Genomic DNA, 19,334 nt, shown 5'->3' with positions numbered 1-19,334 from the left:
GACATTCACTATCCTAGCAAGGTTTTGTCGAATAAATGTCGAATTGCCTTTACTTTTCATCTCTGGCTTTGATGTTCAACGGAGTTCGACAAAAACTCGACATTCGTTTTCGCACACTACCCCTATCAGATTATGGGGGGACGTTAAGATGAAAAAAAATTTACTGGCTTTAGGCGTAATTAGCGCCTTAGTTTGCCAACCAGTATGGGCGGTGGATCTCATTGGGCACACCAAGAGTAAGCACCCTCTCAATGTGGTGTCCGAAATCAGTGGAAAGGTTGAAAGCGCTGCAATTGAAACCGGTGAAAGGGTCGCATTGGGCGCTATTTTAGCTTCCGTCAAAGCACAAGATTTCGAGCTGGAAGTCAGAACGCAGAAAGCCAACCTTGAACTGGCCAAGGCAGACTTGAAAATCAAGCAATCGCTGTATGAGCGCTATCAGGAACTACGTAAGAAAAATAGTTTGTCCCAGAACGAGCTTGATATTGCCGAGACCGATTATGACAGTGCAAAAGCCACTGTCACGCTGGCGCAAATTGAACTTAAGAAAGCCAAGCTCGACCTTGAAAACACCCGTATCAATGCCTCGATTGAGGGTTATGTGGTTAACCGCGCGGTTGAAAGTGGGACCTGGGTTAACCAAGGTGATCTCCTGTACCAAATTGTAAATATCGACCGGCTCAATGTCCGCCTGCTCGCCAGCGAGTTTGATATTGGTGAGTTACACGTCGGGCAGGCAATTGAAGTATGGTCTGAGGCAAACCCGCAGCATAAAGTACGCTCGACCATTAAGCGGATCGGTGTTGAAATCGATCCTCAGAGCGTCGCTTATCCCGTTGAGGTTGAAATCGACAACCTGCAGCACCTCTTCAAGCCCGGCATGTCGATTCACGCTACGACATCGATTGCCCCTTCAACTGAAGTAAAATCTTAATAGGTATCGATTATGACAGGCTTTATTGCTTACTTTGCGCGCAGAAGCTTTCTGGCACGCATTATTACCATCATGGTGCTGATGGTGGGAGTGGGAGCGTTAAGTACGCTCAACCTTCAGGAGTTTCCTAGTGTTGCCTTCGAAGAAGTTGAGATTACGACACAATATCCGGGGGCGACGGCACAGGATGTTGAGGTCAACATTACCAACCTCATCGAGAAAGAGCTCAAGTCCGTCGAGGGGATCCGAAAGTTCACCTCGGAGTCCTCGGATGGTACGTCGTATATCAATATCGAAATTGATGAGGCGGCGGATACCCCGGTTGTATTGCGTGATATACAGCAGGCGGTCGATCGCGTTAACGGCCTGCCCAAGGATATAACCAACCGTCCGCTGGTGGCGCAGAAGAGTACCTCGGCCTTTGAGGTACTGACATTCGGAGTCAGCAATCTGTGTCGTGAAGGTAATCAAGCCTGCTTTTCGGGGCAAGGTAGTCCGGATAACTACTATAGTGAGCTTCAGGCCTATGCCCGCCAGCTAGAGAAGAAGCTTAAAAGTGTCTCTGGGGTGGGGACGGTTAAGATGACTGGGTTTAACGAGCGAGAGTTCTGGGTCCAGGTCGACCCGACTAAGGTGAGCCGCTACCAGTTAACGTTTGGCGAAGTGATCAATGCGGTCAGCAAGCGCAATCTGTCGTTATCTGGCGGGGTGGTTGAGTCGTGGAACACGGAACAAAAGATCGTCACCATGACCCAGGTGAAGTCGGTAGAAGAGCTGGCACAGACCGTCATTAAGGTGATGCCGACCGGTGGGCTGGTTCGTCTTGCCGATGTTGCCGAGGTGATCGATACCTTTGAAAGAGCATCGCAACAAGGGGTGATCAACGGTGAATCCGCAATCTTGTTTAGCGTTAGCAACGGTTCCAATGCCGATATCATCACGACGATCGGTAATATCAAGGGGCTCATCGAGCGTGAACGATTACAGGCAGGTGAAGCCTTTGCTTTTAATTTCGGGCTAAATCTGGCCGACGACATGAGCGAAAAGTTCTCGATAGTGTCAACCAATGGCGGTATCGGGCTGATCTTGGTGCTTGCGGTGCTTAGCCTGATCCTTAAGCGTCAAATTGCCTTCTGGGTGTCAGTCTCGATCCCCTTTTGTGTCTTGGGGGTGATGATGGTGCTGCCTGCCATTGGGATGAACCTCGACAGCATTACCCTGGCAGCGTTGCTACTGGTGATCGGGATCATCGTTGATGATTCGGTTATCGTTGCTGAAAGTATCTATCAAGAAAAAGAAAGTGGAAAAAGTGCCCTAGAAGCGGCAATCAGCGGTACCCAAAAGGTGATAAAGCCAATCATGGCAAGCCTAACCACGACCGCCTTGGTGTTTATTCCGATGTTCTTTATTCCCGGTACCATGGGGAAAGCCATTGTGGTTATTCCGATCACGGTGATTGCGGCGCTGCTGTTTTCGCTGGCGGAGTGTACTTTAACTTTGCCTGCCCATCTTGCCAAGTCATTAGATACCGCAAAAGCGAAAACCCAGGGGACGGATCACTTTGAAACGGTAACGAAGGGCTATACCCGCCTTCTCAGTCGCTGCATCAAATTCAGGAAAAGCGTGCTGGTACTGGCAATGATTGCCCTTGGGATCAACGTTGGCTTGGTGACCCGTTTGAAGCTTGATATTTTTCCGTCGGAATCCGCCAAATATATCGAGGTATATACTGAGGTCAAACCCGGCACCCCGTTGAACAAGGTACGAGAGGCTCATGCTGAGCTAGAAAAGGCAATTAGTGCTCTGCCGGAAAGTGAGCTGCAAAGCTATGAGCTGACCTATAGCAGCCCGGTGAGCACCGGCTTGATTGTATTGAGCAGCTTTGAAAGTAGAGATCGGACGGCGGAAGCGATTATTGCCGAACTTAATAGCCAGCTTGAACATGTAGCGGCTCTGGCATTTGTGAAACTGTCGGTAGATGCCGGTGGCCCACCGCCTGGCGAGCCGATTGAGGTTCGGGTTATGGGCGGGACGGAGCTGGAACGGGATGAAACAGTACAGTTAGTGGCAGACTGGTTACAGGCGCAGCAAGGGCTCACCAAAGTGACTCATAATGAAGCACTGAAAGATACCCAGCTACAAATTGTCCCTCAGTACGAATGGCTGGCACGCTATGAGCTAACAGTGGCGGATTTAGCCTCAACGTTACGGATTGCGTTTGAGGGTGAAACCGTAACATCGACATGGCTTGGTGATCAGGAGGTGGAGCTGAGGGTCATCATGGATGAAGAGTATCGAAATATCGACAAGCTCTCGACCACCAAAATTTACACCGCAACTGGTCGGCAGGTCCCGCTGAGCCGATTGGCCAAAGTGGAAACAATCGACGCACCACGCCTTGTTCAGCACTATAACGGCGATCGGGAAGTAACGGTGACGGCGCAAATCACCGATGAAGATTTAACGTCGGTAGCGGTGAGTGACGCCCTGGTTCAGGCTCTGCAAGGTCAGTATTCTTCAAACGTAAAAATTGAGGTTGGCGGCGAAGCGGAAAGTACCAATGAAACCATGAGCGGATTTTTTGTCGCTTTCCCGGCCGCAATGATCGGTATCTATTTTGTGCTGGCGGTAATGTTTAACTCCCTGTTGCAGCCTCTGCTGGTGATGGCAGTGATCCCGTTTTCTGTGGTGGCGGCACTAATGGCCCTGTTTATCCACCTTCAGCCGCTGTCGTTGTTCGGGCTTATTGGTGTACTGGGCATGACCGGCGTGGTGGTGAACAACTCTTTGGTGCTGATCAACCGTATCAATGAGCTGCTTGCCGAAGGGAAAGATACGGTTATTGCTGTGGTTGAAGCATCGACTAGCCGCTTGCGTCCTATTGTTCTGACATCACTGACGACTGTTGCCGGGCTACTGCCATTGGCATATGGCATCGGCGGGACAGATGTCTATATGGGGCCGATGTCGCTTACGCTTGGCTACGGCTTGTTATTTTCTCTGCCGGTTGTGTTGCTGGTGATCCCGTGCCTGTATGTCACGTTCTTTGGCCGGAAAAGTAACCGAACATAATATGCAAAAGCCCGCCCCAACAGCCGTTGGAGCGGGCTTTTTGTTTATCGTACCGGCAGCGCTACTGCAGTGCATCCAGAAAGAAGTCAATAAAAGTCCGGATTTTGAGTGGCTGTGATTTCCCTTTGTAAAGCAGGTGAATAGGGCTTGGCGGTGGTGTGCTTTTTTCGAGTATTGCGCATAGTGCACCTTGCTTTAGCTCCTCGGCGACGAGCAGGCGAGGCTGGAGAATGATCCCGGTATTTCTAAGTGCCGCTGTTTTGAGGGCCTGGCCGCTGTTGGAGCTGAGCCGGGTAAACTGCCGGTCGAACGCCGAGGTATCGATTCGCAATGCCAGGTTGGTTTGGATGTCGCCATAGCTAAACCCAAGGCATTGGTGGCTGGCCAGCTCGCCCAGCGATTGGGGAGTACCATGCTGCTCGAGGTAGTCCGGAGTCGCACAAAATAGCATCTCGTACTCGTCGACCTTGCGGGCAATTATTGAAGAATCGGCCAGTTCGCCAATGCGGATCACAACGTCGACCTGATCATGCATAGGGTCAATTAAATTGTTGTCCAGCGTCAGCTCGACATTGATGTCTGGAAACTGCAGTAGAAAGTCGGAAACAATCGGTGCCACGACTAGGTTGCCGTAGGTTACTGGCGAGTTGATACGGATAGTGCCTTTGGGTTTGTTGGTCAGGCTCTGGAGGCTGTTCTCGGCTTCTTCGATTTCATCAAGTATCCGTGTGCATTCTAAATAATATGCTTGACCGGCTTCGGTCAGCGACTGTTTGCGGGTAGTCCGGTGAAGCAGCTTGGTACCAAGATGGGATTCCAGTGATTTTACATGCTTGCCTATCATGGTGGAGGTGACCGAAAAATGGGCGGCGGATCGACTCAGGCTGCCGCGCTGAACAACGTCCACAAAAACCTGCATGCTCTTCAATTTATCCATATTAACAACTATAAGTTTGCAAATAACCAACAAGATCGTTGTTTATCAACTTATTGCTGTCAATTAAATTATCTTCGTTATCTCCATAAACAACGGAAATATTATGTTTGAGCAAGGTCTATTCATCACCGCTGAACTACGGGTAAAACCCGACTACAACCTCGAGCAGGCAATTGTGGCTATTGAGGCTTTTTGCCAGGGAATGAACAGCGAGCCGGGATGTTCGATGGCCGTACCCCTTCAGGATAAATCTGACCCTTATCGGTTTATTTTCTGGGAGCGTTATGACAGCCAGGAGGCTTTCGACAGGCATTTCCATGAAAAGCATACCCAGCACTTTATCCAGCTTGGGGTAACAGATCTTGTGCAGGCATTTGAAACCCAGTTAGTCACTCAGGAGCGTAAATAAATGGAACAGATACTGAACTGGGGGATCCTGGGAACCAGCTTTATTTCCGGTGTGATGGCTGATGCTATTCATGAGGAAGGCAATACACGAATACATGCCGTGGCCGGACGGACCATGTCGGTTGTGAGCGATTTTGCCGCTAAGTACGATATCGGGCAGGTGTATGACAGCTATGATGCGCTGATTGCCGATGATAACGTCGATATTATCTATATTGCGCTGCCGAACCATTTGCACCATGAGTTTATTATCAAGGCCGCAGAGGCCGGCAAAGCGATTCTTTGCGAGAAATCGCTGTCGGTTGATATGGACAAAACGAAGTTGGCTTTGGCTGCTGTCGAGCGCAATCAGGTCTTTTTTGCCGAAGGGCTGATGTACCTCAATCATCCATTTACCTCGGTAATCAGCCAGGTGCTGCGAGATGGGAAAATTGGTGATATCCGTTCGATCTACGGCCAGTATTGCGCGTCTATTGCTCAGTTTGTAAATCCTGACAGCAAGGGCGCCCTGTATAACCTGGGGTGTTATCCGGCTTCGCTACTTCAGCTTGTTATTGCCCAGAACTGTGGAGCCAGTGCGTTTGAGCAATACCAGATTTCAGCATTCGGCCGACTAGGCGTTGACGGTAACATCTGTGAGTCGGCAGCATCCATCCGGTTTGAGAACGGGATTACTTGTCAACTTCATACCGCCGAGAACTACGGACTGCATGCCGCGTTTACGGTGCTGGGCAGTAAAGCCAGCCTGCAGTTGGTGACTAACCCTTGGTTACCCGAGGAAAAGAACCAGTTGGTGATCACCGAGTATGAAAAGCCGGGTACCCCCGTTACAGTGACGGCTGATGGAAATGGCTTCTTGTATCAGGTTCGTGCCGTTCGTGAGGCTCTGGAAAACGGAGAGAAGATATTGAAACGCCCTGCGGCAACACCAGAGGACTCGCGCCAGATTATGGCACTGCTGACAGACTGGGAAGCTGCAACTAAGGTGTAGGTTGCTCGAACTAGCCATCCCTCCGGAATAGCTAGAGCAGTGGTAGGGCAACCTTAATGGTTGCCTAATTGATCATCGCAATATGATGCTGAATATGAGCCTTTCAGTACGCTGTGACCGTACTATATTCGCTATTCCCTGAGGGAATTATGAGATTATTCACATACAAAATCAGGCAATTAAAGTATATTTTACTTTGATTATTAATGACTTTGTAGATAGGCGCTTATGCCCCAGACCATCACATTGAATGAAAATCCGCAAGATACATCCGATGATGATGCTATCGGTCCGCTTAGCCTCTTTTCTTCCTATGAGCAGATCCATATTGAGCTGCGAAAGCCCCATCATATGCCTTGCTATCATTGGCATGGCCAGATCGAAGTCAATATTCCCTTCGGCGATGATGTTGAGTATTTGATTAATGACCACCCCTTCACCATTAATGATGGCCATATCGGATTGTTTTGGGCGACGACCCCCCATCAACTCACTCAGCCCAAACAGTCCCAGAGTATGGGGATCCTCAATATTCCGATTCACTTTTTTCTCTCGTGGCCGCTTGACCAGGAACTGATCAACCAGATTACCCATGGCGTCGTGGTTCAGTCATCTTTGCCGGCTCTGGTTTCTGAGCAACAGATAGGCCACTGGCTCAATGAAAGCAAGAGTAGCGATATCGGTTTCAGGCAGCTGGCGGCAGACGAGATTTGCCTGATGCTAAAACGGGTCTGTCTTACGGGGTGGGAGCAACTGACCAGCTCGATGGATAGTGATCGGAATAAAAAAGGGCTGTCCAAACATTCGCAATTTCATGTTCAGAAAATTCTCGAGTATATCGCCTGTCATCATGACTCACCGCTGACGGTCAAGAACATTGCCGAGCATGTCGGGCTGCACAGTAATTATGCGATGAACCTATTTCAGAGCGTGATGAAGATGACAATTAAGGAATATATCACCTCTATGCGGATCAACCATGCCCGTGCCTTGCTGAGTGATACTAACCGGACTATCCTCGATATTGCCCTGACGGTCGGATTTAACTCCAGCAGCCGATTTTATGAAACCTTTCATCGTTATTTAAATATGACGCCTAGCCAATTTCGCGAACTCAGTCGTAAGAATAACCATGTGTCGCTGCATGGTGATCGGCTGCCAAATGCGGAATAGAATAAAAAGGGCTGGCATTTATAATGCCAGCCCTTTTTCATTTGCTTTAGACTCGGGGTAAATGAACTAGTGGTTTTCTGTGGCTAGTGGTGTCCCGGAAGCAATCGGCGTATCGGCTGCATCGACAGTACCGTATTTGACCATCAGCTGATCCTGGATTTTCTGATGGTAGGCACCGTTCAGTTTGTAGTAGCGGAAGTAGATGAACAGGGCGATGGCGAAGAAGAAGCTCGGCAGGCCAATCATGATGCATTGCATACCAAAGATAGTCTCAGCGCTTTGATCGACATTCGGCACATAGTTTACGGCTGTTAGGGCAATACCGATAAAGAAAGCCGCAAACGCAGAGCCTGCTTTTACTACCAGAGTCTGGACGGAATACGCAATACTTTCACAGCGCACACCCAGTTTGTATTCACCGTAGTCCACGGTGTCAGCCACCATGATCACGTTCAGTACCCAAAACAGCGCCGTACCAATTTGCAGCAGTATACCCGCAGTGGAAATCAGCAGCACACTCTGTTGGTCGTATAGGCCGATGTAGATCAGTACCGCACTCCCGAGGATCGGGAATCCGGAAGCTCCGGCCCATAGCATACGGCGGGAGAAGATCTTTGCCAGCTTCGGAAATAACACCAGCGTGATAAGGTTTGCGATTCCGGCGTAAGCCATGTAATACGGGAACAGCTCTTCATTGCCAACCACATAGGTGAAATAGTAAACCGCGAAAGCCATGATGATATTGGTGGCTAGGTTGTACGATAACGCCATACATAACAAGCTTGTAAGCTGGCTATTTTTGTAGATAAGCGACACCATTTTTTTCAGTGAGACTTTCTCTTCGACCTGAGTGCTGTCTAACTTTTCGGTCGAGTAGCGTTCTTTCACATTGCGCAGGGTGATGAAAGTTGATATCGCAAAACAAACAATCAGCAATAAGGTAAATATCTGGAAGCCGAAACCTTTGTCATCTCCACCCACATAGTTAATAAATGGCATCGCAATCGCCGCTGTCACAATCCACGCTAAACTGGCGAAGAAACGCGGGTAAGGGACTAACTCCTCACGTTCGCGCTTATCGAGTGTCAATGTTGGAACCAGAGACCAGAACGGAATATCCATCAAGGTGTAGGTCATGCCCCATAAAATGTAAGTAACGGCGGCATAGGCGATAAGCCATGGCCCTTCAAAGTAATGGGCATTAAACAGCATATACAGCACGACAGAGTTGGCGACTGTACCGATAAGGATCCAGGGTTTGAATTTACCCCATCGGGTACGGGTGTTGTTCACCACCCATCCCATGATCGGATCGTTAACGGCATCCCATATCCGGGCGACTAAGAAAATCGTCCCGACAATACCCGCAGAAATACCGGCTACGTCGGTGTAGTAAAACATCAGGTACATATAGACGATGGTGATCGCAAAATCTTTTCCGAACGCACCAAAGCCATAACTTAGCTTGGTGTTCATTGAAACGCTCATAAAAAGCTCCTTATGCCCTCCTGCTGGGGGAGGGCATTTTATCGTTATTGTTTCACGTTATAGTTGAAGTGCTTCTTGTTCTTGTCCATAGCCACCAAACACCTAGCCAAACGGCGCTATGGGGGAGTTATTATTTAATGGGATGAACTTAGTGGTAAATCCACTCTGGTAACCAGCCTTTGTGGGCGTCAATCAAGTCATCAACCAGCGCATAGATTTCTTCGATACCCAATACCGCGGCTGTGTGCGGGTCCAACATCGCAGCGTGGTAAATCCGTTCGCGGTTTTCGGTCAGAATCGCTTCCGTCAGCAAGGTCTGGACGTTGATGTTGGTTTGCATTAGTGCCGCCAGATGGCTCGGTAGTCTACCGACTTTGGTTGGCTGAATACCGTTCGCATCAACCAGACAGGCGACTTCGACACAACAGTCCTGTGGCAGGTTGTCGATGAGCCCTGTATTTTTTACGTTGCCGTAAACAACGCTCGGATTTCCCGTCCAGATAGAGTTCATAATGGTGCTGGCGTATTCGTGGGACTCTTTCACTTCGATCGTGTCTGCATTTTTAAACGCCTCCAGATCTTGCTTCCAATCCGCGATTTGCTCGACACAGCGCTTGGGGTACTCATCCAGTGGCACCTTGTAACGCTCAATCAGATCCGGGCGGTTTGGCTTGATGAAATACGGCGTATATTCGGCGAAGTGCTCGGAAGATTCGGTGACAAAGTAACCTAGCTTTTTGAACATTTCATAGCGCACCAGGTTAACGCAGCGGCCATTATGGTGAATGCCCGGTTTCGGGGCTTTCCCATTTTCAAAGGTGGCCAGCAGATCCGGATAGATATCCTGATACTCACCCTGTTCGTTTTTCTTTTCTAGCGTTAGGTAGTAGGCCATGTGGTTGATACCGGCGCAGGTATAGCGTAGGTCGTTATAATCGATCTCCAGATCACGGGCGAGTTCTTCTGCGGTCCCCTGCACGGAATGACATAAACCCACTTGCTTGATATGCGGGTATTTTTCATACATCGCCCAGGTGTTCATGGCCATCGGGTTGACGTAGTTCAGCATTGTAGCCTCGGGACAGACATCGGTCATATCCTCGCAGAGCTGCCATAGGTGCGGAATCGTTCGCAGTGATCGCATGATACCGCCAGGGCCCAGAGTATCGGCAATTGTCTGTTCGAGGCCATGCTTTTTGCAGACATCGAAATCAATGACCGTGCATGGTTCGTAGCCGCCAATCTGGAAAGCGACAACCACAAAGTCTGCATCTTTCAGCGCTTCTTTTTGATCCATGTGGCAAGTGATGGTACCAGTCGCCCCGGCGGATTGCATCAGCTTGCTGACCACAATCTGGGATTCTTCAAGGCGGGTATTGTCAATATCCATGAGCGCGATATCAGCACTCTTCAGAGCCGGTTTGTGGAAAACATCGCCTAAAATGTTTTTGACAAAAATGGTTGAACCCGCACCGATAAAAGTTATTTTTGGGTGTTTCATGTTCGTTCCTTTCTAATCTGTCGCTGTCTGATGTCCTCATTCTGGGTTAAATGACGGGTGACTATCTTCCCCATCGTGAGGAATTGTTTCCCGTTTTCTAAGATTTAGCGGCTTGGTTCACAGATTTGTTTTCGTTGACGTGTTGGCGTGGGGGGATTGCTGCTCTAGGAATAAAGTTGTCTGGCTGGCTACCCGGTGCGCACATAAACTGCAGCAGGTTATTTAGCTCCATAAACGTCGGCATATGTAGGTTGTGAATAGTACTGGTGATCAAAATAATGGAATATCTTTATATGTCATTGGTTTAATAGTATTATTTTGCACTTTCGTTATTACGATAAAATATTCTATGGTGAGGCTGTTGGCTCGTTTCTAGGGTTCAATATTCACTCAAACATAGAAGAATCGATGAAATACCTATAGATAATAATTTAAAAGTTGAATCGGTATTAAAAAGCATACCGTGAACAACTTGAATAAATGGCTAGAAAATGTGGAATATGTAATGAAAAATGAATGCTCTCTTTCAGGGTTTATTCGAACTCTTCACCTTCAGACGAAGGAAGTTGGAATCGAGAAGGTATTCAACCAGGTTCAAGAACTTGGTGGTAAGAAACTGAGTTCTCGGACATTCGCAAATAAAGTTAACCCAAGCCAGGATGGTCATCACCTGACCATTCAAGAGTTCATGTTGACAATGAAAGCACTTCAGGACGAAGAAAGACATGTCTATATACTCGAGGAAATGTTGAAGGTTTTTGGCCTCAAATGCGAAAGGTTCGATAGTGATGACGAGTATGAAGTCACCTATCGAAATGTCCTTAATGCCTGGATGAACTGGGATAAGGAAAGGGGTGACGTTCAGCATGAAATTCGAGATGCTTTAGTTGATGGAAAAGTGAGTGCTAATGAACTTGAAGAAATAAAAAAAGAAATGAACCAAGATATTAGTGCAATGATCAAGCTTAGGGACATGCTTGAATTTGCATGCAAAGAAGGCAAGGTTTTAAGGTAAGTAAGAATTGATTGCCTTTAGCAAATCCTGTGTTAAAAAAACCTCTGCCATTTGGCCGAGGTTTTTTTACGTGATAGGCTGCCCAATGGCACGATAAGGTAGCCACTGTTTGTAATAATTATTCGCTAGCGTACTAGCACAATCAGTATTATTTCATGGTTATTCTTGGGGTTTACTCTTTTTATTATATTCCGCTATAAACTTGTTCCTAACATGGCTTAGTATTTTCTGAGATTGATATTTGAGCTTTTTTTGAATTGATTTCTGGTTATTGCTCATATTTTAATTAGCTTACCACAACCATGGCATCGATGAACTTCTTTAAAAAATAGACGTTGCCAAAGAGTACGTTTAATACGGTAAACACGGTTATGATTACATTTCATAAAAACACCATTGCTATTTTATTTACTATATGAGTTTTAAATGAAAGTGTTATTCCACTTTCAACAATAAATGATTTGTTATTTTTATATAAATAGGACTGCTCACGCCCTATGGGTATTAATAGTACGTATGGGAAAATGGATTAGTACGTGAATCCGTATGGTGATTTCACATTGAGGCTGTGAATTGTTATTCGTGCAAGATTTCAGCCTGCTCAATCAGAAGGGGTATTTATTCTCCCAATTTATTGACTTGCTAATAGCTTTCCTGTTGCAGCCTAATGCAATACACTTGCAATTGCTTGCATACCTGGGCAGATGGAGACTTCACGCGGCAGGCAAGTATAAGCTGTGAAGTGATGGATGACAGGAAAGGACAATATGAACATTGAACATGTAGCAATTTGGACCAAAGATCTAGAGTTGATGAAGTCGTTTTATCAGAAGTACTTCAATGCGGAGGCAAATGATAAATATGTCAATCCAACCAAGGGCTTTTCGTCCTATTTTTTGAGCTTTGACTCAGGCGCACGTTTGGAAATTATGAGTATGCCGACGATACCCGACTCGAAAAATGATATTTTTGAGCAGTTTACGGGACTGATTCACCTTGCTATGTCGGTTGGCTCAGAACAACAGGTCGAAGTATTAACCTCCCGTTTAGCCGCTGACGGTTATAAAGTGGTTGACGGTCCGCGCCGTACCGGCGATGGCTATTACGAAAGTGTGGTTCTGGATCCTGAGGGCAACCGCCTGGAAATTACCGTTTAACGCAGGGGTGAGTGATAGTGCTGAAATTGCCTCCCTTTTATGTAATTGATTCTTGTTGTTTTAGACTGGAGTAGTCATGGAAGTACAAGCAGTATTGTTCGATATGGATGGGCTGATCTTCGATACCGAAGGGCTCTACAAAGCGAGTTGGCAGCTGGCGGCCAGCGAGCAGGGCTTTGAGTTGGAAGACGATTTTTACCAGAGCTTTATCGGGGTGCAGGATGCGGAATGCGAGCGTCGGGTGGTCGCCCGATTCGGTGACAAACTTGACCTTGCCCGCTTTAGGCAGGTGCGGGATACCGATCTTCATGCCCGTCGTGACATGGGCGTTGCCTACAAGCCGGGATTCGATGAATTGTTCCAACTGCTGCAGGCCAATGACATCAAGTGTGCACTGGTAACTTCTTCGGCACTGCCTGAAGTGAAGCATCATTTTGCAGGTTCTGGGCATCTGGCCCAGTTCGATGTGGTGATCACCTCGGAAGATGTCGAAAACGGCAAGCCTCATCCCGATTGCTACCGGATGGCTTCTGAACAGTTGGATATCCTACCTGCAGCATGTCTGGTGCTGGAAGACTCCAACAACGGCATGCGCGCTGGACTCGATGCGGGCTGCAAGGCGGTGATGATCCCGGACTTACTGGAGCCGAGCGAGGATGTCGCGGAAAGGGCGCACGCGGTACTGCAAAGTTTGGCTGAAGTTCCTCGTGTGCTATAGCCGATGTTACCTATATGCTTTAACTTGTTGATATAAAGGTATCTAATTAGCTTAAATATGCACTGGCTTTATCGTGGGTAAATTTACCAACGTTGAATACGAAGCCGGCTGCTAAGTGTACTCGTAATATTACTGCCTGATGATGATAAAGTGATTGGTTTTTCCGATTACACTAATCAGTTTTTTCCATTAAATTTGCCCCCAAAAACGGAATGATCGGGTTTATATTTTACCTGTACCTTACCAAAAAGGGGTAACTCCCATGTTTAAACAGACGATACCTCTACTGGCCACTTTGGCGGTAACCCTGTCACCAATATTGGTCACTAACCCGGCGAATGCTCAGGCAGAGCCGAAGACAAACCAATATTGGTGGCCTGAAACGCTCAACCTTAGTCCACTTCGACAGCACGCACCTGCTTCTAACCCGATGGGGGAGGAATTTGACTACGCGGCAGAATTCAAAAGCCTTGATCTTAACGCGGTGAAAAAAGACCTTGAGGAGCTGATGAAAACGTCTCAAGACTGGTGGCCGGCGGACTATGGTCACTATGGACCATTGTTTATCCGGATGGCCTGGCATAGTGCGGGGACATATCGTATCAGCGACGGGCGCGGTGGGGCCTATGGCGGGATGCAACGCTTTGCTCCTCTCAATAGCTGGCCTGATAATGCCAACCTGGATAAGGCTCAGCGCTTGTTATGGCCAATCAAACAGAAATATGGTCGCAAAATTTCTTGGGGCGATCTGATGATTCTGTCGGGTACCGTTGCGATGGAGTCGATGGGGTTTAAGACTTTAGGTTTTGCTGGCGGACGTGAGGATGCTTGGGTGCCTGATATGGTCTATTGGGGGCCTGAAAATGAATTTCTTGCCGACAAACGATACAGCGGTGACAGAGAGCTGGCACAGCCTCTTGCTGCGGTTCAGATGGGACTAATCTATGTCAACCCCGAGGGGCCAAATGGTAACCCGGATCCTCTGGCGGCCGCGAAAGATATTCGTGATACGTTTGGCCGCATGGCGATGAATGATGAAGAGACCGTCGCACTGATCGCTGGCGGACATACCTTTGGTAAAGCGCACGGTGCTGCAGAACCATCGAAGTATGTTGGTCCCGAGCCGGAGGGCGCCAGTATCGAAGAGCAGGGGCTTGGTTGGAAAAACAAATATGGCAGTGGTAGTGGCGCAGATACCATTACCAGTGGGCTTGAAGGAGCATGGACAATTAATCCGGCACTGTGGACCCATAATTACCTGCAAAATCTGTTTACCTATAACTGGGTTCAAACCAAGAGTCCGGCAGGTGCAACCCAATGGGTGCCTGATGACGAGAGTGCATCGAAAATAGTGCCGGATGCACACGATGCGTCTAAAAGGCATGCCCCTATTATGTTTACGACAGATCTCTCACTTAAATTTGATCCGGAGTATCGCAAAATCGCCCAGCGTTTTCTTGATAACCCGAAAGAGTTTGAGCTAGCTTTTGCCAAGGCATGGTTTAAATTAACCCACCGCGATATGGGACCCCGTTCGCGTTATCTCGGCGATTGGGTTCCAGAGGAAGCGATGCTGTGGCAAGACCCGGTTCCTGCTGTCGATTATCCATTAATTAACGATGAAGACATCGCGAAGCTCAAGGATGATATCCTGGCTTCAGGCCTTTCTACTTCTGAACTGGTCAGAACGGCTTGGGCATCGGCATCCAGCTTCCGTGGTACGGATATGCGCGGTGGGGCGAACGGTGCCCGTATACGCCTCGAACCGCAAAAAAACTGGGAAGCCAATAACGCAGATGAAGTGGCGAAGGTTTTAGATCGTTTAGAAAAAATACAGCAAGACTTCAACCAAGGACAGTCAGATGGGAAAAAAGTGTCATTAGCTGATCTCATCGTTCTTGGCGGAGCTGCTGCCATTGAAGATGCCGCCAAACAAGGTGGACATGCGATCCAAGTGCCGTTCATACCTGGGCGTACGGATGCAACCCAAGAGCAAACAGATGTGAACTCTTTTGCTGTCCTTCAGCCGAAGGCCGATGGCTTCCGCAACTACTTTGCTGCAGGCAACCAGAGATCACCGGCGGAAATGCTGGTTGATAAGGCCGATCTGTTGACGTTGACTGTGCCAGAAATGACGGCTCTGGTTGGCGGTATGCGCGTTCTTAATGCAAATACTGAACAGTCTCCGCATGGTGTCCTTACCGATAAGCCGGGAACGTTGACTAATGACTTTTTCGTTAATTTGCTCGATATGTCAACCCAGTGGCAGAAATCTTCAGCACAAGAGGGGATATATGAAGGCCTAGATAGAGTGAAAGGTGAATCGAAATGGACGGCTACGCCAGTGGATCTTATTTTCGGGTCTAACTCTGAGTTGCGTGCAGTTGCCGAAGTCTACGCTGCCGCCGATGGGCAGGAGAAGTTCGTCGCTGACTTTGTTGCCGCATGGGTAAAAGTGATGCAACTTGACCGTTTTGAATTGTAATCATCACCCGGAAGTTAATGACTCCTGCACAGAGTGTGCAGGAGTCTTTTGGCGATGCTTTTAGTGGTTTGCTAAAAAGAAGGAAGGTGCTACTAGTTAAATTTCATTTGGCCTCAATGTGTTATCAGCTGCAGCAGCTGCTTGATGAACATGCACTGCTTTGCTGTACATCCTTCCCGGTTCCTAGGTAAGTATCTGATAGGTAGAAGTCAGTAAATAGCTGTTCAAAATCGTCTGATATCGTTTTTTCGGCAAGCCCTGTCTCCAATAGAGCAGACTGCCAAGCCTGTACTTTGGGTAGGCCGCATAAAAAGTCAAAGTCGGTATGCTTTTTAATTATTGCTGCCCGATGAAGCAGGGGCAGCCATGCGATATCGACATTGCTGAGCACGTCCGACTTGAAGAATTTGGCTTCCCCCGAGAGCTGTGCCTCCACTTTGGCAAATGCTGTGATGAATTTGGCTACACGCTCTTCAAAGGTTGCCTTGTCTTTGCTGCCCATCGTACCGCATTGGGTTAGATAGTTTTTTGAACCCAGGTAGCTCCAAGCGCGGTCGAGCGCACGCTGTTCATTGGTCACGCCTTCTTCAAGCGGACCAAATTCATCTTCGATATATTCAATAATTGCGTCAGACTCGAAAAGCGCAGTGCCAGACTCTGTAATCAGAACAGGAACTTGTCCGTTTGGTGCCAAGTCTAGGAACCACTGTGGTTTATCTTTCAGGCTGATATATTCAATTTCGTAAGGGACTTGCTTTGCTGCAAGGGCTGCAGTAACACGCTGGACAAACGGACAGATTTTAAAACTAACTACTTTAATCATGTTGAACTCTCATTTTATGTTTCAGTACCTATAAGACGAGTGGGGACATAAAAAGACGAAAAAAAATGAGATTATTTTTTGCTGAATTAAGAGGGGGCGTGAATTTTGCCTTAAGCCTGATTGCCTTAGCGAGCATTGCCGTCATGGTTGGAAAACGAAAACCGTTTTGCCTGTATTGATAAGCAGGCAAAACGGCGGGTCTGACTTAAATGGCATTACGCCGGAATATCTTTGGCGATGCTTGAAAGGGTATCGACAATCACGTCTATGTGCTGCTTTTCGATGATCAGCGGCGGTGACAAGGCGATGGTGTTGCCCATGCTGCGGACCATTACCCCTTTGTCGTAGCAGCGCTTGAGAATATCAAAGCCAACCGGCTTGCCGTCGGCCTGCTCGGCAAACTGTACGGCGCCTATCAGGCCGTAGTTACGGATATCGATAATCGAGGGGATGCCTTTTAGCGAGTGCAGCCCCTGCTGGAAATACTGGCCAATTTCACCGCCGGCACGCTCGAGCAGCCCTTCGCGTTGGTAGATATCTAGCGTTGCCAGCCCTGCAGCACAGGCGACTGGATGGCCAGAATAGGTGTAACCGTGGAAGAATTCAACGGCTCCTTCCGGGGCGCTGTTGATCACAGTCTGGTAGATCTCGTCCTTGGCAAAGACCGCCCCGAGCGGAACCACACCGCTGGTGATTCCCTTAGCTGATGTGATTAGATCCGGCACCACGTCAAATTCTTCGGAAGCAAATGGCGAGCCCAAACGCCCCCAGCCGGTAATGACCTCATCGAAGATAAGAACCACATCGTGCTTGCTACAGATTTCACGAAGTCGGCGCAGGTAGCCTTTAGGTGGCAGGATCACCCCACCGGCACCCGCTATCGGCTCAACAATTACCGCGGCGATACTGTCTGCACCGTGGAACTGGATAAGCTGTTCCAACTGTTCGGCCTTTTCCGAGCCCTGTTCGGGTAGCCCCTGGCTGAAGGCGCTGTTGGCAATATCAAGGGTGTGTGACAGGTGATCGGTAGGGAGCAACGGACCAAAACCCTTGCGGTTTGGGGTCAGGCCGCCGACGGAAATACCGCCGAAGTTGACACCGTGATAGCCGAGCTCACGACCAATCAGCTTGAACTTGCCGGTATTGCCTTTTGCCTGTTGATAGGCGAGGGCAATTTTTAGTGCACTTTCCACCGCCTCAGAGCCAGAGTTGGTAAAGAAGACTTTGTTTAGCCCCGGAGGGGTAAACGAAACCAGACGCTCAGCAAATTCAAAGCCGATATCATGGCCGAAGTTAAACGGTGAGCTGTAATCCAGTTCAGCAACCTGCTTGGCCATTGCCTCGCCAATTTCTTTGCGGCCATGCCCCGCATTGACACACCATAATCCTGCGGTGGCATCAAGCAGCTGAGTTCCGTTATCTGAATAACAGTACATACCCTCTGCGCGGTTGATGATCCTAGGGTTGGCTTTAAAGTTACGGTTTGCCGTAAACGGCATCCAGAATGCGTCGTAGCTGACTTTCTTTTCCATGTGCTGGCTCTGTGGTTGTTATTGTTGAATGGAGGTTAACAAGATGTTGCTGGCTGAAAAGTCACTACAAATTAAAATAAAGGTTTATGCCTATCAAACATTGCCTGTTGCCGGGGCGAGCTCTGCCTGCATGAAGTTGACGAATGCTTGCGCTGCACTGGATAGATAGTGGCTGGATTTCCAGCCGATACCGAGGTGGAGCGGGATTACCGGTTCAAAAGGCACGGTGACCAAATCAGTATCGTTACCGAGGATGATCGGCAGGCAGGTACAGATACCGATTTCCTTGCGCACCAGTGATTTTAATAGCTCGATCAGGTTGGTTTCGAAACGGATGTCCGGGGTGATTTTCTGCTGTTGGCAATAACGGCTAATAGCCTCTCGGAGAAAATACCCATCACGAAAGAGTACCAGTGGCTGCTGGCAAAACTGATCGAGGGTGATGCTGCTTTGCCGGGCAAAGGGGTGGTTGCTTGGTACACAGGCGACAATTTGTTCTTTGGCAAGGGTAGTATGGCGGATTTGATCGTGGGGGCGGTCAGAGCGGATCAGTGCCAAATCGAGCTGGCCGTCGAGCAGCATTTTTTCCAGGGTGGCTGTACCGGCTTCCTGGATATTGATCTGAATGCCCGGATAGGTTTGTTTGAACAGGGCCAGCGTTTCGGGCAGGTAATACGATCCGAGCATGGCTGATACCCCGAAGTTAATGACGCCGCTTTCCAGCCCTTTCAGCTCCTGCAGTTCTTTTTGCGCCTGCTCGACATCTTCGAGGATCTGTCTGGCATGGCGCAGCAGGACTTGTCCGTCAGCCGTCAGGCTCATTTGCCGCTCGGCGCGGTTGATCAGTTTCAGCTCCAGTTGCCGTTCCAGTTTTTGAATGCTGATACTCAGTGCCGACTGGGCAATGCCAAGTTGATCTGCCGCTTTGGTAAAGTTGCCGGTCTGGGCCAGCACCGTGAAATAGTGTAATCGCTTGAGATCCATATCCGCTCCTTGGTGACAGGCTTGTTGCTACTTTCTATCTATAAAATATATGAAAACTATATTTACCATATATTGTTAATATCTTCCCGCCCTCGTTATAGTTTTGTTAACCCGAA

At 48.4% G+C, this 19,334-nt stretch carries 15 protein-coding genes; 9 read left to right on the top strand and 6 right to left on the bottom strand.

Annotated features, from left to right (window positions below; translation table 11 throughout):
* Window positions 1-148 precede the first annotated feature (148 nt).
* Both MD588_RS09095 and MD588_RS09090 read left to right on the top strand, forming a co-directional pair.
* Window positions 149-934 (top strand): efflux RND transporter periplasmic adaptor subunit, encoded by a 786-nt coding sequence (locus MD588_RS09095; protein ID WP_265696801.1) that lies wholly within the window; start codon window positions 149-151, stop codon window positions 932-934.
* A 12-nt stretch (window positions 935-946) separates the two neighbouring features.
* On the top strand, window positions 947-4,006 hold the full coding sequence (locus MD588_RS09090; protein WP_265696800.1) for an efflux RND transporter permease subunit: 3,060 nt from the start codon (window positions 947-949) through the stop codon (window positions 4,004-4,006).
* Window positions 4,007-4,067: 61 nt separating this feature from the next.
* On the opposite strand, the gene MD588_RS09085 is transcribed toward MD588_RS09090, so the two are convergent.
* Window positions 4,068-4,943 carry a LysR family transcriptional regulator gene (locus MD588_RS09085; protein WP_265696799.1) on the bottom strand — a complete coding sequence of 292 codons (876 nt, stop codon included), beginning with the start codon at window positions 4,941-4,943 and terminating at the stop codon, window positions 4,068-4,070.
* A gap of 103 nt (window positions 4,944-5,046) precedes the next feature.
* Here MD588_RS09085 and MD588_RS09080 point away from each other — a divergent pair, with 103 nt between their 5' ends.
* The 3 genes from MD588_RS09080 to melR all read left to right on the top strand — a co-directional run bounded on the left by MD588_RS09080 (window position 5,047) and on the right by melR (window position 7,515).
* On the top strand, window positions 5,047-5,352 hold the full coding sequence (locus MD588_RS09080) for a putative quinol monooxygenase (protein WP_265696798.1): 306 nt from the start codon (window positions 5,047-5,049) through the stop codon (window positions 5,350-5,352).
* A 12-nt stretch (window positions 5,353-5,364) separates the two neighbouring features.
* Complete coding sequence (locus tag MD588_RS09075; protein WP_265696934.1) at window positions 5,365-6,342, top strand: Gfo/Idh/MocA family protein; 978 nt, start codon at window positions 5,365-5,367, stop codon at window positions 6,340-6,342.
* A 228-nt stretch (window positions 6,343-6,570) separates the two neighbouring features.
* On the top strand, window positions 6,571-7,515 hold the full coding sequence (gene melR / locus MD588_RS09070) for a transcriptional regulator MelR (protein ID WP_265696796.1): 945 nt from the start codon (window positions 6,571-6,573) through the stop codon (window positions 7,513-7,515).
* Window positions 7,516-7,581: 66 nt separating this feature from the next.
* Here the strand turns inward: melR and melB are convergent, their stop codons facing one another.
* Window positions 7,582-9,003 (bottom strand): melibiose:sodium transporter MelB, encoded by a 1,422-nt coding sequence (melB, locus tag MD588_RS09065; RefSeq protein WP_265696795.1) that lies wholly within the window; start codon window positions 9,001-9,003, stop codon window positions 7,582-7,584.
* A 148-nt stretch (window positions 9,004-9,151) separates the two neighbouring features.
* The gene (gene melA, locus MD588_RS09060) at window positions 9,152-10,504 is read right to left on the bottom strand and encodes an alpha-glucosidase/alpha-galactosidase (RefSeq protein WP_265696794.1); all 1,353 of its coding nucleotides are present in this window, start codon (window positions 10,502-10,504) and stop codon (window positions 9,152-9,154) included.
* A 505-nt stretch (window positions 10,505-11,009) separates the two neighbouring features.
* Between melA and MD588_RS09055 the strand changes: the two genes are divergently transcribed.
* From MD588_RS09055 to katG, 4 genes are all read left to right on the top strand, one after another.
* Window positions 11,010-11,519, top strand: coding sequence for a phage regulatory CII family protein (locus MD588_RS09055; protein ID WP_265696793.1), 510 nt, complete (start codon window positions 11,010-11,012; stop codon window positions 11,517-11,519).
* 767 nt (window positions 11,520-12,286) lie between these two features.
* Window positions 12,287-12,676, top strand: a complete 390-nt coding sequence (locus MD588_RS09050) for a VOC family protein (protein ID WP_265696792.1) — start codon at window positions 12,287-12,289, stop codon at window positions 12,674-12,676.
* 76 nt (window positions 12,677-12,752) lie between these two features.
* Entirely contained in the window at window positions 12,753-13,394 is a 642-nt protein-coding gene (locus MD588_RS09045) for an HAD family hydrolase (RefSeq protein WP_265696791.1), read from the top strand.
* A gap of 262 nt (window positions 13,395-13,656) precedes the next feature.
* A complete protein-coding gene (katG, locus tag MD588_RS09040; protein WP_265696790.1) occupies window positions 13,657-15,879 on the top strand; it encodes a catalase/peroxidase HPI in 2,223 nt (740 codons plus the stop codon).
* 124 nt (window positions 15,880-16,003) lie between these two features.
* Here katG and MD588_RS09035 read toward each other — a convergent pair whose 3' ends face one another.
* From MD588_RS09035 to MD588_RS09025, 3 genes are all read right to left on the bottom strand, one after another.
* On the bottom strand, window positions 16,004-16,702 hold the full coding sequence (locus MD588_RS09035) for a glutathione S-transferase family protein (RefSeq protein WP_265696789.1): 699 nt from the start codon (window positions 16,700-16,702) through the stop codon (window positions 16,004-16,006).
* A gap of 215 nt (window positions 16,703-16,917) precedes the next feature.
* On the bottom strand, window positions 16,918-18,234 hold the full coding sequence (locus tag MD588_RS09030; RefSeq protein ID WP_265696787.1) for an aspartate aminotransferase family protein: 1,317 nt from the start codon (window positions 18,232-18,234) through the stop codon (window positions 16,918-16,920).
* Between the two features lie 93 nt (window positions 18,235-18,327).
* Window positions 18,328-19,218: a LysR family transcriptional regulator gene (locus tag MD588_RS09025; protein WP_265696785.1), complete on the bottom strand. Its 891-nt coding sequence runs from the start codon at window positions 19,216-19,218 to the stop codon at window positions 18,328-18,330.
* Window positions 19,219-19,334 lie beyond the last annotated feature (116 nt).

It is taken from the genome of Photobacterium obscurum, from assembly GCF_026191635.1.
GTDB lineage: Bacteria > Pseudomonadota > Gammaproteobacteria > Enterobacterales > Vibrionaceae > Photobacterium > Photobacterium obscurum.
The sequence above is the reverse complement of the archived record's forward strand: the minus strand, read 5'-3'. Positions and strand labels throughout refer to the sequence as shown.